Genomic DNA, 14,814 nt, shown 5'->3' with positions numbered 1-14,814 from the left:
CAATCGGTAGCGCTTGGCGCCTGATGAATAAGGAAATGGGCCTCAAAGGCCCATTTCCATTTCAGACTCAGGACTTCAGCGCTTCGCGCATGGTCACGAACTCTTCGGCCACCGTGGGATGCACGCCCAGCGTGGCGTCCAGCTGCTGCTTGGTCACGCCGCACTGCAAGGCCACGGCAAAGCCCTGTATCAGCTCTCCAGCGCCCTCGCCCACCATGTGCAGGCCCAGCACGCGCTGATCGGCCGATCCCACCACCAGCTTGAGAAACACATGCTCCGGCTCGGCCCCCATGCGGTTGCTCAGCGGGCGAAACGTGGACTGGAAAATCTGTACCGCCCCCACGCGCTCGCGGGCCTGAGCCTCCGACAGGCCCACGGTTCCCACATGGGGGTGAGAGAACACCGCCGTGGGCACCAGGGCGTAATCGGGCGCGCTTTTGCCGCCCTGGCCAAACAGCCTATGGGCAAGCACCGTGCCCTCGGCCAGCGCCACGGGCGTCAGCGCCATGCGGTCGATCACATCGCCCACGGCATGAATGGAGGGCACCTGGGTGGTGAAGTGTTCGTCGACCTCAATGGCGCCTTTGTCATTGCATTGCACGCCCACTTCGGCCAAGCCCAGACCCCCAGTGTTGGGGTTGCGGCCGGTGGCAAACATCACGCAGTCCGCCACCAGGCTCTGGCCGCTTTTCAGCTGCAGGTGCAGGCCGTCGGCTTGCTTGTCTATGGCGACGATGGCGTCGTTCCACTGAAACCCCACGCCCTGGCTCTGCATCTCTTCGGCCAGCACCCGGCCCAGGTCGGTATCAAAGTGGCGCAACAGTTGCTGGTTGCGGTGCAGCAAGGTGGTCTTTGCGCCCAGTCCATTAAAAATGGAAGCGAACTCCACGGCGATATAGCCGCCGCCCACCATCACCACGCGCTGGGGCAGTTGCGGCAGGTAAAAGGCCTGATCGGAGCTGATGGCGTGCTCCACGCCCGCAATATCGGGCAGGCTGGGCTGGCCGCCCGTGGCGATCAGGATATGGCGGGCGGTCAGAGTCTGTCGTCCGTCCACCACCACGCTATGGGGGCCCGACAGCGCCGCACGGCCGCGAATGATAGTGATGCCCGAGCCCTGCAGCATCTTGTCGTAGACGCTGTTGAGCCGCTCGATTTCGCGGTCCTTGTTGGCAATCAGCGTGCTCCAGTCGAACTGCGGCGCAGCAAGCTGCCAGCCGAAGCCCTTGGCCTCCTCGGCCACCTGACTGAAATGCGCGGCATGGCTGAGCAGCTTTTTGGGAATGCAACCCACGTTGACGCAGGTACCGCCCAGCCGGCCCGACTCCACCACCGCCACACGCGCCCCCAGACTGGCGGCCACGCGGCTGGCGCGCACGCCGCCGGAGCCCGCACCAATCACCAGAAAGTCATAGTCGAAATCGCTGTGCTGCATATCTGTCTCGCTCTTGGTTGGAGTACCGACTCTAACCAAGACCGACAGAACCGGCCGCCACCGCGGTTATCGCGGGCCACTAGCCGGATTCAGAACGGCTTGTCCCCGATGACGGTGGCGCGATGCATGCGGCGCACGGCGGGAAAATAGTCCTGCACCGCATAGTGCTGGGTGGCGCGGTTATCCCACATGACGATGGTGTCGGGCTCCCAGCGCAGGCGCATCTGGTACTCCAGAATCGCCGGCTGGCGCAGCAGATAGGCCATCAGATCCTGCTGCTGGGCATGGATTTCGTTGGCCGAGCGAAAGCTGTCGAAGTGCGCCGTGAAGTTGGCAAAGTGGGTGACGAAAGTCTCGTTCACATACAGAATTTTCTTGCCGCTTTCCGGGTGGGTGCGCACCACGGGATGCACCACGGGCGGGTATTTGGCACGGGCCTGGGCCTGTTCCTCGGGTGTCATACGGGCGCCGAAGGAGGGCAGGATGTCGTGCACGGCAAACAGCTTAGCAATCTGCTGCTTGCGCGCCTCTGGCAGCTTTTCGTAGGCCAGCTCCATATTGATCCAGACCGTATCGCCGCCCACTTCCGGGCATTCCACGCAGCGCAAAATAGAAGCCATCGACGGGGTTTCGCGCCAGGAAACATCGGTGTGATAGACGTTCTCGGTGCCTGGCATTTTGTGGTTGCCGCCCAGCAGGACCAGCTCGGGATGATCGGGATGCGGGGGCAAGACGGGGTGCCGCTCCAGCTCGCCGAAACACCGTGCAAACGCCACATGCTGGCCTGCGGTGATGTTCTGCGCGCGCAATACCAATACCTTGTACGCCACCAACGCCTGACGCAGCTCGCCGGCCTGCGCAGCGCTCAGGGGCTGGCGCAGATCGATGCCAGACACCTCCACGCCAATCGCTGGCGAGATGCGCTTGAGCCGTATGCCGCTCTGGCCGGTGGTGGCCACCTGGGCCTGGGTACGGACGATGCTGTCTTCACATTCGATCATGGCTAGCCTCCAAAGCATTGCAGAGATTCAGACAAGGCTTTGGTTCATGCCGACAAACCGCAGCCACCAGAACTTGTTTCTGATTTCGGACAATCTATGACGCTGCCGGGCGGACCGTATCGTTCAATGTGACTAGGTGCAGTTCCCAGTCATGACAAGGCTTGGCATAGCAAAAAGGCTTCTTGCGAAGCCTTTGAAAGTTCTCAGCCCATCAGGCCGCCGGTATGCATATGCCCTGCGTGGTAGAGCAGCGGCGCTCGCTCGCGGTGGTGCTCGCAGTGCTCGACCTCGCCGATGAAGATGAGGTGATCGCCCTCTTCATGGTGGTTGCGGTTGCGGCATTCAAAGACCGCGGTGCACTCGTCCAGCAAGGGCACGCCATGCACGGAGTCATGGTGTGCCGTGTGGCTGAAACGATCCGCGCCCTTGAGCGCAAACAGCTCGGCCAGCGGCTTTTGCGATGCGGCCAGCACATGGATGGCGTAGTGCGAGCAGTTCTGGAAGATGGGCAGGGACTTGGCCCCCAGGCCCAGGCTCCACAGCACCAGCGAGGGGTGGAGCGAGAGCGCGTTGAACGAGCTGACGGTGGTGCCCACCGGTTGGCCCTCGGGCCCACGCGCCGTGATGATGGTCACGCCGGTGGCAAACTGGCCTAGCGCATCGCGAAACTCGCGCTGCGAGAAAGCAGGGGCCGAACGCAGGCCAGAAGTGGTCAGAGCGGAATTCACAAGAGCCTGATGCAAGAACCGCAACCCGGCAAAGGCGCGGCGAATCCAAAAAGACAACGGAGCTTGAGCTCCGTCAAACACCTCGATTATCGGTGCGATGCCGGCATGGCGCTGATGAAAAGGGCTTACGCGGCAGCGCATGCGCGCAGCCAACTCTCAAAGCTAGTGGATTTGATAGCTGATACCGCTTACTAACACTTGATTTCAGAAGAAAATTCATCTGAAAATCAATTTATAAAAGCGCAATAAGCTCTCATAAAGTGAGCACCACACCAACGTTAGCCCAAGCGGGTCTGGGCCAGCGCCGCCGCATATTGCTGCAGCCAGCCGCCCATCTTGGCGCGGGTGCAGCGCTGCAGCTGCATCAGCAGCTCGTGCTCCGGCCGTGGCAAGGCATAGCGCTGGCTCAAATCCTCTTGCATGCGGGCCAGCAGGGCTGCGGCCATTTCGGCATCGGCCAGGGCTCGGTGGGCACGCCCGGTTGACGGCAGGTGCAGATGACGAGCCAGATTGCCCAGGCTGTGGCTGGGTGCCTCGGGGTAGATGCGGCGCGAGAGCAAAACCGTGCAGGCAAAAGGCTGGGCGGCGGCCACCCCGGCCAGCGCCAGCTCGGCCTGCCAGAACTTGCTGTCAAACGAGGCGTTGTGCGCCACCATGGGCGCGCTGCCCACAAACCGCGCAGCCTCGCGCATGACCTGGGCCGCAGGCGGCGCACTGCGCACCATGGCGTTGGTGATGCCGGTCAGATCGGTGATGAAGGGCGATATCCAGGCCTCGGTCTGCATCAGGCTTTGAAAGCGATCCACCACGCGGCCCTGCTCCAGCAGCACGATGGCCACTTCCGTGGCCCGCGCCCCTTGGGCCGGGCTCATGCCCGTGGTTTCAAAGTCGATGACGGCAATCGCAGAACTCATGGCGGCATTGTGCCGTGGCGCTTAGCCCGATTCCCTCAGTCCGCGCCCAAGTCTTCCTCGCTAGGCACGCCCAGGCGCTGCACCACCAGCTCCAGCAGCTGATAAAGCTGCGCCACTTCCTCGCTACCGACCAGACGCTCGATCTCGGCGTAGATCTCTTCGGAGTGCGGGGCAATCTCGGCCACCATGGCATGGCCCGCAGGCGTCAAACCAAACTCCGAGCCGCGCAGATCGCCCACATGGCGGCCGCGCTTGATCAGCTGGCGGCCTTCCAGCGTCTTGAGCAGGCGCGAGAGGCTGGGCATGCTGATGAAGGTCATCTGCGACAGATCCATGGGGCGCAGCCGGCGATCGGACGCCGACATGGCCCGGATCACGCGCCATTGCTGCTCGGTCAGTCCATGGGCGCGCAGCGAGGGGCGAAAGCGCACCATGACCGACTCACGGGCCTTGAGCAAGGCCATGGGCAGGGAGCGCGCAAAAGAGCGCATGGGTTCAACGGCGTGGATGGTGTTGTGCTGAGTCATGACAGGGATAGAAAACTCACCCGATTGTATGTAAGTAGTTTGACGTACTCCGCAACTCAAGGTCACTATTGCGTTCCGGCGCAAAGCGACCCAGGTGCACCATCCGAAGCTCAATAGGTGCTGCTGGCCGCCACGGGCTTCACATCCTTGAACTGGGCCGCCAGGGCGCTGGTGGCGCGCACCAGCAGGCCGGTATCCAGGCCCACGGCCACAAAGCTGCAGCCCAGCGCCAGATAGTTGCGCGCCAGCGCCTCGTTAGGCGTCAGAATGCCGGCGGCCTTGCCTACCCGGCGTATGCGCGCAATCGCATCGGCAATAGCGGCCTGTACCTCGGGATGGCCGGGATCGCCCACATGGCCCATGGCGGCCGACAGATCGGCAGGGCCGATGAACACGCCATCCACGCCCTCGGTGGCGGCAATCGCATCCAGATTCTTCAGCCCCTGCACCGACTCCACCTGCAGCAGCATGCACACCTGCGCATTGGCCTCGTGGTAGTAGTCGGCACGGCGGCCCCAGGCCGATGCGCGTGCGCCGGCCATGCCGCGTATGCCGCCCTTGCCATCGTCTTGCGGATAGCGCGAAGCCCGCACAATGCGCGCGGCCTGCTCGCCGTTATCGACCATGGGCACCAGCAGCGTCTGCACGCCCAGATCCAGATACTGCTTGATCAACATCTCGCCGATTTCGCCATGGCCCATGGGAATGCGCGCAATCGGATGGCTGGCCGGATGAGTGGCAACTGCCTGCAACTGGCTCAGCAAGGTCAGCGTGTCATTGGGGCCGTGTTCGCCGTCGATCAGCAGCCAGTCAAAACCCGCACCGGCACAGATTTCCGCCGTGTACGGGCTGCCCAGACCCAGCCAAAGGCCGATCTGCGGCTGGCCTTGTGCAATCGCGCGCTTGAAGACGTTGATCGGTGTTTGCATTGTCATTTCAATACCCCATGCACAGATACTTGGTGCTTACGTACTCTTCAATGCCTGCGGCCCCGCCTTCGCGCCCCAGGCCCGATTGCTTGACGCCACCAAACGGCGCCACGGCCGTGCTGATGATGCCGCTGTTGATGCCCACCATGCCGTATTCCAGCGCCTCGCTCACGCGCCACACGCGGCCCACATCGCGGGCATAGAAGTAAGCTGCCAGGCCGAACTCCGTGTCATTGGCCATGCGAATCGCCTCTTGCTCGCTCTTGAAGCGAAACACCGGTGCCACGGGGCCAAACACCTCCTCTTTGGCGATGCGCATGCCGCTCTGGACATTGCCCAAAATGGTGGGTTCATAGAAGCTGCGGCCCAGCGCGCTGCGCTTGCCGCCGGTGATGACTTGCGCGCCTTTGGCCAGCGCCTCGCCCACCAGTTCTTCGACTTTTTCCACCGCCGCATCGTCGATCAGCGGGCCTTGGGTGATGCCGTCTTCGGCACCATTGCCCACCTTCAGTGCCTGCACCGCCGTCTTGAGTTTTTGCATGAAGGCCTCGTACACGCCGTCCTGCACCAGCAGGCGGTTGGCACACACGCAAGTCTGGCCGGTATTGCGGTATTTGGAGGCCATGGCGCCTTCCACGGCAGCGTCCAGATCGGCATCGTCGAACACGATGAACGGTGCATTGCCGCCCAGCTCCAGCGACATTTTCTTGAGCGTGGGCGCGCATTGCGCGGCCAGCACACGCCCGACTTCGGTAGAGCCGGTAAACGTGAGCTTGCGCACCGCCGGGCTGGCCGTCAGCACGCCGCCAATGGCCCGCGCCGAGCCGGTAATCACGCTGAAAACCCCGGCAGGCACGCCGGCGCGCTGGGCCAGCTCGGCCAGGGCCAGCGCCGACAGCGGTGTTTGCTGCGCAGGCTTGACGATGATGGTGCAGCCGGCGGCCAGGGCCGGTGCCACCTTGCGCGTGATCATGGCGGCCGGGAAATTCCAGGGCGTTATCGCAGCACACACGCCTACCGGTTCCTTGGTCACCACAATCTTTTTATTACCCCAGGGCGAAGGCACGGTGGAGCCGTAAACACGGCGCGCCTCTTCGGCAAACCATTGCACATAGGACGCTGCGTAGGCGATCTCGCCACGCGATTCGGCCAGCGGCTTACCCTGCTCGGCCGTCATGATCTGGGCCAGGTCTTCCTGGTGTTGCATCAGCAACGCAAACCACTGCTGCAAGACGGCCGCACGCTGGTCGGCGGTTTTCGCCTTCCACAGCACAAAGGCCTGCTGCGCCGCATCAATGGCGCGCCGGGTTTCAGCCTCGCCCATTTTGGGCACCTGGGCCAGCAACTCGCCCGTGGCGGGGTTGTGCACATCCAGAGTGGCGCCCGCATCGGCGGTCTGCCACTGACCGTCGATCAGGCACAGGTTTTTGAGCAGGCTGGGATCACGCAATTTCAACAACATTTCTCTCTCCTCACGACCGCTGGCCGCAGCTAATTTCTAAGTCAGACAAAGCAAAACTGCAGCTTGCCCAGTGCGCCATAGTCGGCCTCGAATGCATCGCCCTGGCGTGCGGCAACCGGGCGGGTGAACGAGCCTGCCAGCACGATCTGTCCGGCTTGCAGCGACTCGCCCCAGGGGGCCAATTTATTGGCCAGCCAGGCCACGCCGATCGCCGGATGCCCCTGCACTCCAGCGGCCAGCCCCGTCTCTTCCACCACGCCGTTCTGGCGTAGGATGGCTCCGCACCAGGGCAGATCCACCGTAGCCGGAGCTACGCGCTTGGCGCCCAGCACAATGCCGGCGTTGGCGGCGTTGTCGCTGATGGTGTCGAACACCTTGCGCATCTTCTGGGTGTGGCGGTCCAGCTGCTCAATGCGCGAGTCAATGATCTCTATGGCCGGCGTCACGTACTCGGTGGCGGCCAAAACATCCTGCAGCGTGATTTCTTTGCCACCGGACAAGCCCGGGCCCAGCAGCGGCGCTTTGAGCACAAAGGCCAGCTCCACCTCCACGCGCGGGGCGATGAAGTTGTGCAGCGGAATCTCCAGCACCTGACCCGGCGTCGCCGTATAGAGCATGGAGTCGAGCAGCGTACCGAAATCGGGTTCGTCGATCTGGCTGGAGATCTGCATGGCCCGCGAGGTCAGGCCGATCTTGTGACCTATCACCTTGCGTCCGGCAGCCAGCTGCATACCCACCCATTCGCGCGAGACGCGGTAGCCGTCCTCTATGCTCATGCCGGGAAAACGTTTGGAAAAATGCTCGATCTGCACGCGCGATTTCTCGCTTGCATCGAGCTCCTGGGCCAGTTGTGAAATCAGTTCAGCGCTAAACATATTCAAAGCTTTGCAAACAAGGGATGCAGCGTGCTGTGCTTGCCGTCGTAGACCTGGCCTGGTGATTCATCCACCTGCACGGTCAGACCCAGATGACGCTGCTCAAACAAGGGCTTCAGATGCGCTTTTGCGCAATCCAGAAGTGCATCTCCGGCGCTTTTTTTCACAGGCTCGGAACGCCCTCTGCCCATGCGCAGATTGAGGTAGACAAAGCCATAGTCGCCATCACCGCCGGCGGCCTGGCCCGCCGCTCCGCCATCGGCCACGGCCGAGTGCGGCGCCGGGTAGGCAAACACACGTATGCCGCCGGAGGGAAAGACTTGACTTCCGTCTTCAGAACGCACGGTCTGCATGGTGTCGGCCAGCTTGCGGCACAGAGCGCCCATATCGGTGTGCGCGTCCAGATTGGAGGTATAGAGAATGACGACATGGGGCATGAAATCAAATCCTTGTCACAGTCTGCTGCCCATGGCGGCTGCCATGCTGGCATGGCTGGCCTGGGCCGCAGGAATGGCATCGCCGCTTTGCGGCGTGATGGGGAAAACGGCATTGAGCTGACCCGTGCCGGAGGCACCGAAATACGGGGTGATGATCTCGGCCGCAGCGTCGTACTCCGACCAACCCAGAGCGCCCATCAGCATGGCCGTGTCGTGCATGAAACCTTCGCCATGGCCCTTGGCTGCGTACTCGGGCAACATGCCGCAAAAAGCCTGCCATTCGCCCGCCTGCCACATGCGCACCACCTCTCTGTCCAGCTGCTCCAGAAAAGGGCTCCAGATCTTGAAGGCAAACTCGGGTGCCAGGCCGTTTTGCGCAAAGCGGTGCGACATGGAGCCGCTGGCCAGAATGGCCACCGTGCCATCGTATTTTTCTTCGATGGCACGGCGAATCGCCCAGCCCAGACGCGCGCTGTCGTTGAGGTAATGGGCCATGCACATGGCAGAGACCGACACCACCTTGAACTGCTGATCCGCATTCATGTAACGCATGGGCACCAGCGTGCCGTATTCAGGCTCCAGCGTGGTGGCATCGTGGGCCAGTGTTTCCACGCCCAGGGCATTCGCCTCGGCTGCCAGCAGCTTGCCCAGTTCCGGGTTGCCGGGAAACTCGAACGGCATATGGCTGATGAAATGCGGCAACTCGTTGCTGGTGTAGGAGCCCTGAAAGTGCGGGCCGCAAAGCACGTGATAGCCGGCGTTGACCAGCCAGTGCGTATCGAACACCACCAGCGTGTCCACCCCCAGCGCGCGGCAGCGGCGGCCGATTTCCTTCAGACCGTCAATCGCATCCTGGCGCGTGCCTTTGCGCGGACCGTCAATCTCACTGAGGTAGATCGACGGCACATGCGTGATCTTGGCGGCCAATGCAAGCGTCCCCATGATGTCTCCTTATCAAAACAATAGCTGTCAGCGCTTATTGCGTGAAGGCTGGCATTGAATTTCAATGCCAGCGCCTCACGCAAGCTGCGTCAACCCATGGTGATGTTGGCGCGGCGAATGATTTCGGCATATTTGCCGATTTCGCTGTTCACAAAACCACTGAACTGCGCCGCGCTTCCCGGCTGCGCCACCACGCCGCTCTTGGCAAAAACTTCCACCACATTGGGGCTGGCCAGCGCCTTGTTCACCTCGGCATTCAGGCGCTGAACAACCGCCTCCGGCGTGGCAGCCGGTGCCAGCAGCCCCTGCCAGGAGTTGGATTCCAGCGCCACACCCTGCTCTGCCAGCGTGGGCACCTGGGGCGCAAAGCGCGAACGCTTGGCCGTTGCCATGCCTATGGCCGTGAGCTTGCCGCTTTCGATGTGCCCCCGGAATTCAGACCAGTTGCCGAACATCACCATGACCTGCCCGCCCAGCAAATCCGTGAGCGCCGGCCCCTGACCCTTGTAAGGCACATGCACCATGTCCACGCCCAGCATCTGGCATAGCAAAGCCCCCGACAAGTGGGCCGAGGTGCCGTTGCCGAACGAGGCATAGGTCAGCGCATCGGGCTTGGCCAGCGCGGCTTGCTTCAGGTCCGCCAGGGTCTTGATGCCGCTCGAAGGATGGGTGGCCAGCACATGTTCCGACAGGCCCATCAGCGCCACCGGTTTCAGATCCCGCACCGTGTCATAAGGCAGGCTTTTGACCAGCGTCTTGTTGGCGGTAAAGCTGTTGGCCACGCACACCAGGGTATAGCCGTCGGCGGGCTGCTTGGCCACATAGTCCACGCCGATCACCGTGCCGGCGCCGGGCTTGTTTTCCACGATCACGGACTGACCCAGCTGCTTGCTCAGCTCGGTGCCGACCAGGCGCGCCACCATGTCCGTGGTGCCACCGGGCGTGAAGGGGACGACGATGCGCACCGGCTTGCCCGGCCAAGCACCGGTCTGGGCCAGCGACAGGCCGGCAGCCGATGCCAGCGCGGCCGCAGTGCCTGCGTGCAGAAAATCACGACGTTGCATTCTTGTCTCCTAGTTTTGGATTTTTATGCCTCAACCGCTTGATGAATAAGCGCGAACCGCTATCAAAAGCAATGCGCCATGCATCACGCTTACACGCCCCAATGTGGGATGTGATGGCTGCCCATGGACACGGCAATGTTCTTGGGTTCGCAGAACACTTCATAGCTCCAGCTGCCGCCTTCGCGACCCGTGCCCGATGCCTTGGTGCCGCCAAAAGGCTGACGCAGATCGCGCACGTTCTGGCTGTTCACAAAGCACATGCCGGCTTCCACTGCCGCAGCCACGCGGTGGGCCTTGCCGATGTTCTCGGTCCACACATAGCTGGACAGACCGTACTGGATGTCGTTGGCCAGACGGATGGCCTCGGCCTCGTCGCTGAAAGGGATGATGCAGGCCACGGGGCCGAAGATTTCTTCCTGCGCAATCCGCATGCGGTTGTCCACATCGGCAAACACCGTGGGCAGCACATAGTTGCCCTTCTTCACGCGGTCGGCCACCACGGGAGCCTCCAGGCCGCCACACAGCATGTTGGCGCCCTCCTTCTGACCGAGTTCTATGTAGTGGCGTACCTTGGCCAGATGACCCTGACTGATCATGGGTCCGACGATGGTTTTCTCATCCAGAGGATCGCCCACGGTGATGCGTTTGGCACGCTCCACAAAGCGCTCGACGAACTTCGCGTAAATGCCTTTTTGCACCAGGATGCGGCTGCCCGCCGTGCAGCGTTCGCCGTTGTTGGAAAAGATCATGAACACGGCCGCATCCAGCGCGCGTTCGAAGTCGGCATCTTCAAAAATCACGAACGGGCTTTTGCCACCCAGCTCCATGCTGAACTTCTTGAGGCCCGCAGATTGCACGATGCGATTGCCCGTGGCCGTGGAGCCGGTGAATGACACGGCGCGCACATCACGATGCGCCACCAGCGGCTCGCCGGCATCCTTGCCATAGCCGTGCACCAGGTTCAGCACGCCCGGCGGAATGCCGGCCTCCAGCGCCAGCTCACCGAGACGGGCTGCCGTCATGGGCGACAGCTCGCTCATCTTGAGCACGGCGGTATTGCCGAAAGCCAGACAGGGTGCGACTTTCCAGGTCGCGGTCATGAAAGGCACGTTCCACGGCGAGATCAGCGCGCACACGCCCACGGGGTGGAACAGCGTGTAGTTCAGGTGTGTAGGTGTGGGATAGGTGTGGCCGTCCACCCGCGTGCACATCTCGGCAAAGTAGTAGAAGTTGTCGGCGGCGCGCGGAATCAATTGCTTGCCGGTTTGCGCAATCACCTGGCCGCAATCATCGGTCTCGGTACGGGCGATTTCGGGCACATGCTGGGCAATCAGATCGCCCAGCTTGCGCACCAGCTTGGCGCGCTCTGTGGCCGGCGTATTGGCCCATTTGGGGAAGGCCTCCTTGGCCGCAGCCACCGCAGCATTGACTTCTGCTTCGCCGCCCGAAGCCACCTCGGCCAACACCTCTTGTGTGGCGGGGTTCACGGTTTCGAAATAGTCTTTGCCCGCCACGGATTTGCCGTTGATCAGATGATCGATGCGCATGGGTTGTCTCCTGAATTCTTGCTAGTTAAGCCTGGGCCAGCAGCTCGTCGCCACCTATGAAATTCACCAACCGGCCCACGCCCTCGATCTCGGTCACGATCTCGTCACCGACTCTGGAATCGGCCACACCATCGGGGGTGCCGGTCAGAATCAGATCGCCGGGATTGAGCATCATGAAGCTGGACAAATGGGCAATCAGCGCGGGAATGCTGTGCACCATGTCGGCGGTGTTTCCATCCTGTTTCAGCTCGCCATTGACCCAGCTTCTGAGGCGCAGATTCATGGGGTCGGCAATGTCGGCAGCATCCACAAACCACGGGCCTACGGGCGTCGCTCCATCGCGGTTTTTTACGCGCAGATTGGGGCGGTAAAAGTTCTCCAGATAGTCGCGTATGGCGTAGTCATTGGCGGTCACGTAACCGGCCACCACGCTGTAAGCGTCTTCTTTTTTGACATGGCGGCAAGTCTTGCCAATCACCACGCCCAGCTCGCACTCGAAGTGCATATAGCTCACATCCGCCGGCCTGCGCGTGCGGCCACGGTGGCCGTTCAGGGCATTCGGGCCTTTGAGAAAAACCAACGGCTCTTCTGGCGCCTTGTTGAACGAAATTTCCTTGGCGTGATCGGCGTAGTTCAGACCCAGCGCAAAAATAGTGCCGAACTCCATGGGCGGCAGCCATTGCAGCTCGGTTTCAGCCACGGAGCGGCCGTCGGGCAGCAGCACTTGACCGTCAGAAGACTCGGTGACCTGGAGCACCCGGCCCTCAAAAACAATGCGTCCGTGCTTCATGCCTGCACCTCTTGAATCACCGTATGCGTCAACTCGCCCAGACCGGGCACTTTGATGTACACGACATCGCCAGGGCGCGCCTCCGGCGAGCCTTCACCCGGACCCAGCAGCAGCACGTCACCCACGGCTAACGTCATGAATTCCGTCACATCGGCAATTAGCTGCGCGGCCGGGCGCACCAGTGTGGCAAAGCTGCGCTCGTAAGCGCGCTCGCCGTTGATGGCAATGCTGAGCGTGGCTGCATCGAGATCAAAACCAGCCTCGTCATGAAACATGCGGCTGACAGGACAGAAACCATCACGGTCGCGCTGGCGTATGGCGGGACGGTAGTAGTTTTCGTGGGGCAGCGTCACATCGCTGACCAGCACAAAACCGGCCACATGACCAAGCGCCTGATCGGCAGAAACGCGCGTTGCGGCTTTGCCGATCACCAAGCCTATCGTGGCATCGATGCGCACGACACCGGGATCAGCGGGCACGGCCACGGCAGCGCCATCGACCGCGAAAGTATTGCGCGGCTTGATATAGAGCACGGGCGCCTGGGGCGCAGCTTTGTAGGGCGCGCTGTCGAACTCGGGCGACAAGCGCTCCACGGTGGCGCGGTCATTGAGCAGCACACCGTACACGGTGGCCAGCGGCAATCCGTCGTTCAGAAGAATGGGCTGAGTCTGCATGGTTGATATTTAGTTAACGTGGTAATTATTCTCTCGAATAAACCACGCGTCAACGCATGCAGATCGGGGTTTTCCCGTGAATTGAAGCCCTCAGGCCGTCAGCACCGCCTGCTGCTGACGCTGCGGCCTGCTGGCTTGGCCCCAGAAGCCGAAGTCCAATGCGGGCCGCTCGCCGCTGATCAGCGCCGCCAGGGCCTTGCCCGAGCCCGCGCCATGCGTCCAGCCCAGCGTACCGTGGCCGGCATTGATCCAGATACCCTGGGCCGCCGTAGCACCAATGCAGGGAATGTTCGTCGGAGTGGCGGGCCGCAGACCGCACCAGAACTGCGGGTCGCCACCTTGCTCGGGTAAACGGGTATCGCATACGCCGGGCAGGATTTCCTCGATGCGCTGCACCAGCATATGGCAGCGCGCGCGCGCCGTGGCGCTGTCCAGCCCGAGGTCGTAGCCGCCGATGGCTATCGTGCCTGCCACGCGCAGCTGGTTGCCCAGGCGGCTCATGGCGATCTTGCGGCTGTCGTCTATGGTGGAGACCCAGGGCGCTTTTTCGGGCTGCAGAATGTTCAGCGTGGCGCTATAGCCTTTGCCAGGATAAATGGGAGCCTTGACGCCCAGCGGCTTGAGCAATTGCGGCGTGTAGCTGCCGCAGGCCACGACGATGGCATCCGCCGTCAACAGACGGTTGGCCGCAGTGTGATGAGCCCGAATGCGCACGCTGGCCGGCTTGCCCGGCTGCGCGGCTTGCAACTGCTCGATCTGGGTGTCGTAGAGAAAATTCACGCCGCGCGCAGCGCACAGCTGAGCCAGCTTTTCGGTGAACGCGCGCGCGTCGCCGCTCTCGTCGCTATCGGTGAAGGTACCGCCTGCAATCTGCTCGCCATAAGCGCTGAAGGCCGGCTCGATTTTCAGCAACTCGTCGCGGCTGACCAGGCGGCGCTGCACGCCGTGGCGGCGCATCAGCTCCACCGCTTCGGCGGCCTCGTCAAAAGCCTGCTGGCTGCTGTAGAAGTGGGCAATGCCACGTTCCAGGCGGTTGAATTCAATGCCGGTCTTGTGCACCACGTCCTTGAGCGCCACATGGCTGTAGGCACCCAGGGCTACGATCTGCTGCACATTGCGCGCAAACGCGCTGTCATTGCACTGGGCCAGAAACTGCAGACACCAGCGCCACTGGGCCATGTCCAGCTGGGGCCGGAACAGCAGCGGCGCTTGTTTGTCGAACATCCATTTGAGCGCCTTCCACGGCGCCTGGCGGTTGGCCCAGGGCTCGCAGTAGCTGACGGAGATTTGCCCCGCATTGGCAAAGCTGGTCTCCAGCGCCGGGCCGCTTTGGCGGTCCACCACGGTGACTTCGTGTCCGCGCTCGCGCAGATGCCAGGCGGTGCTGATGCCGATGATGCCGGCGCCCAAGACGATGATGTTCATGCGGCCAGTGTCTGCACTCTTGTCGTCAATCAAAAGCACTATTAAATTTTCAGCAGATTCATCA

General features: G+C 62.2%; 15 protein-coding genes. All 15 read right to left on the bottom strand.

The window, feature by feature from the left end:
* Positions 1–67: 67 nt before the first annotated feature.
* The 15 genes from gorA to EAO39_RS01335 all read right to left on the bottom strand — a co-directional run bounded on the left by gorA (position 68) and on the right by EAO39_RS01335 (position 14,750).
* The gene (gene gorA, locus EAO39_RS01405; RefSeq protein ID WP_120965548.1) at positions 68–1,435 is read right to left on the bottom strand and encodes a glutathione-disulfide reductase; all 1,368 of its coding nucleotides are present in this window, start codon (positions 1,433–1,435) and stop codon (positions 68–70) included.
* Positions 1,436–1,524: 89 nt separating this feature from the next.
* Complete coding sequence (locus EAO39_RS01400; protein WP_120965546.1) at positions 1,525–2,436, bottom strand: TauD/TfdA family dioxygenase; 912 nt, start codon at positions 2,434–2,436, stop codon at positions 1,525–1,527.
* 203 nt (positions 2,437–2,639) lie between these two features.
* Positions 2,640–3,164, bottom strand: coding sequence for a flavin reductase family protein (locus EAO39_RS01395; RefSeq protein WP_120970559.1), 525 nt, complete (start codon positions 3,162–3,164; stop codon positions 2,640–2,642).
* A gap of 278 nt (positions 3,165–3,442) precedes the next feature.
* Entirely contained in the window at positions 3,443–4,078 is a 636-nt protein-coding gene (locus EAO39_RS01390; RefSeq protein WP_120965544.1) for a 3'-5' exonuclease, read from the bottom strand.
* A 35-nt stretch (positions 4,079–4,113) separates the two neighbouring features.
* Positions 4,114–4,605, bottom strand: coding sequence for a homoprotocatechuate degradation operon regulator HpaR (hpaR, locus tag EAO39_RS01385; RefSeq protein WP_120965542.1), 492 nt, complete (start codon positions 4,603–4,605; stop codon positions 4,114–4,116).
* A gap of 110 nt (positions 4,606–4,715) precedes the next feature.
* A complete protein-coding gene (locus tag EAO39_RS01380) occupies positions 4,716–5,534 on the bottom strand; it encodes an aldolase/citrate lyase family protein (protein WP_120965540.1) in 819 nt (272 codons plus the stop codon).
* A gap of 7 nt (positions 5,535–5,541) precedes the next feature.
* Positions 5,542–6,996: an NAD-dependent succinate-semialdehyde dehydrogenase gene (locus EAO39_RS01375; protein ID WP_120965538.1), complete on the bottom strand. Its 1,455-nt coding sequence runs from the start codon at positions 6,994–6,996 to the stop codon at positions 5,542–5,544.
* Positions 6,997–7,037: 41 nt separating this feature from the next.
* The gene (gene hpaH, locus EAO39_RS01370) at positions 7,038–7,871 is read right to left on the bottom strand and encodes a 2-oxo-hept-4-ene-1,7-dioate hydratase (protein WP_120965536.1); all 834 of its coding nucleotides are present in this window, start codon (positions 7,869–7,871) and stop codon (positions 7,038–7,040) included.
* 2 nt (positions 7,872–7,873) lie between these two features.
* The gene (locus tag EAO39_RS01365) at positions 7,874–8,308 is read right to left on the bottom strand and encodes a 5-carboxymethyl-2-hydroxymuconate Delta-isomerase (RefSeq protein WP_120965534.1); all 435 of its coding nucleotides are present in this window, start codon (positions 8,306–8,308) and stop codon (positions 7,874–7,876) included.
* Between the two features lie 15 nt (positions 8,309–8,323).
* Complete coding sequence (hpaD, locus tag EAO39_RS01360; protein ID WP_120965532.1) at positions 8,324–9,250, bottom strand: 3,4-dihydroxyphenylacetate 2,3-dioxygenase; 927 nt, start codon at positions 9,248–9,250, stop codon at positions 8,324–8,326.
* A gap of 89 nt (positions 9,251–9,339) precedes the next feature.
* A complete protein-coding gene (locus tag EAO39_RS01355; protein ID WP_120965530.1) occupies positions 9,340–10,314 on the bottom strand; it encodes a tripartite tricarboxylate transporter substrate binding protein in 975 nt (324 codons plus the stop codon).
* Positions 10,315–10,403: 89 nt separating this feature from the next.
* Positions 10,404–11,861: a 5-carboxymethyl-2-hydroxymuconate semialdehyde dehydrogenase gene (gene hpaE / locus EAO39_RS01350; protein ID WP_120965528.1), complete on the bottom strand. Its 1,458-nt coding sequence runs from the start codon at positions 11,859–11,861 to the stop codon at positions 10,404–10,406.
* 25 nt (positions 11,862–11,886) lie between these two features.
* On the bottom strand, positions 11,887–12,651 hold the full coding sequence (locus EAO39_RS01345; protein WP_120965526.1) for a fumarylacetoacetate hydrolase family protein: 765 nt from the start codon (positions 12,649–12,651) through the stop codon (positions 11,887–11,889).
* A complete protein-coding gene (locus tag EAO39_RS01340) occupies positions 12,648–13,325 on the bottom strand; it encodes a fumarylacetoacetate hydrolase family protein (protein ID WP_120965523.1) in 678 nt (225 codons plus the stop codon). The genes EAO39_RS01345 and EAO39_RS01340 overlap by 4 nt, the downstream gene beginning before the upstream one ends.
* A 90-nt stretch (positions 13,326–13,415) precedes the next feature.
* Positions 13,416–14,750, bottom strand: coding sequence for a D-amino acid dehydrogenase (locus EAO39_RS01335; RefSeq protein ID WP_205589330.1), 1,335 nt, complete (start codon positions 14,748–14,750; stop codon positions 13,416–13,418).
* Positions 14,751–14,814 lie beyond the last annotated feature (64 nt).

It is taken from the genome of Comamonas sp. lk, from assembly GCF_900564145.1.
In the GTDB taxonomy this organism is placed as follows: Bacteria; Pseudomonadota; Gammaproteobacteria; order Burkholderiales; family Burkholderiaceae_C; genus Comamonas.
The sequence above is the reverse complement of the archived record's forward strand: the minus strand, read 5'-3'. Positions and strand labels throughout refer to the sequence as shown.

Coding starts and splice junctions, on each gene's coding strand:
- gorA (WP_120965548.1), bottom strand. CDS start 1,435: ATGCAGCACAGCGATTTCGACTATGACTTTCTGGTGATTGGTGCGGGC.
- EAO39_RS01400 (WP_120965546.1), bottom strand. CDS start 2,436: ATGATCGAATGTGAAGACAGCATCGTCCGTACCCAGGCCCAGGTGGCC.
- EAO39_RS01390 (WP_120965544.1), bottom strand. CDS start 4,078: ATGAGTTCTGCGATTGCCGTCATCGACTTTGAAACCACGGGCATGAGC.
- hpaR (WP_120965542.1), bottom strand. CDS start 4,605: ATGACTCAGCACAACACCATCCACGCCGTTGAACCCATGCGCTCTTTT.
- EAO39_RS01380 (WP_120965540.1), bottom strand. CDS start 5,534: ATGCAAACACCGATCAACGTCTTCAAGCGCGCGATTGCACAAGGCCAG.
- EAO39_RS01375 (WP_120965538.1), bottom strand. CDS start 6,996: ATGTTGTTGAAATTGCGTGATCCCAGCCTGCTCAAAAACCTGTGCCTG.
- hpaH (WP_120965536.1), bottom strand. CDS start 7,871: ATGTTTAGCGCTGAACTGATTTCACAACTGGCCCAGGAGCTCGATGCA.
- EAO39_RS01365 (WP_120965534.1), bottom strand. CDS start 8,308: ATGCCCCATGTCGTCATTCTCTATACCTCCAATCTGGACGCGCACACC.
- hpaD (WP_120965532.1), bottom strand. CDS start 9,250: ATGGGGACGCTTGCATTGGCCGCCAAGATCACGCATGTGCCGTCGATC.
- EAO39_RS01355 (WP_120965530.1), bottom strand. CDS start 10,314: ATGCAACGTCGTGATTTTCTGCACGCAGGCACTGCGGCCGCGCTGGCA.
- hpaE (WP_120965528.1), bottom strand. CDS start 11,861: ATGCGCATCGATCATCTGATCAACGGCAAATCCGTGGCGGGCAAAGAC.
- EAO39_RS01345 (WP_120965526.1), bottom strand. CDS start 12,651: ATGAAGCACGGACGCATTGTTTTTGAGGGCCGGGTGCTCCAGGTCACC.
- EAO39_RS01340 (WP_120965523.1), bottom strand. CDS start 13,325: ATGCAGACTCAGCCCATTCTTCTGAACGACGGATTGCCGCTGGCCACC.
- EAO39_RS01335 (WP_205589330.1), bottom strand. CDS start 14,750: ATGAACATCATCGTCTTGGGCGCCGGCATCATCGGCATCAGCACCGCC.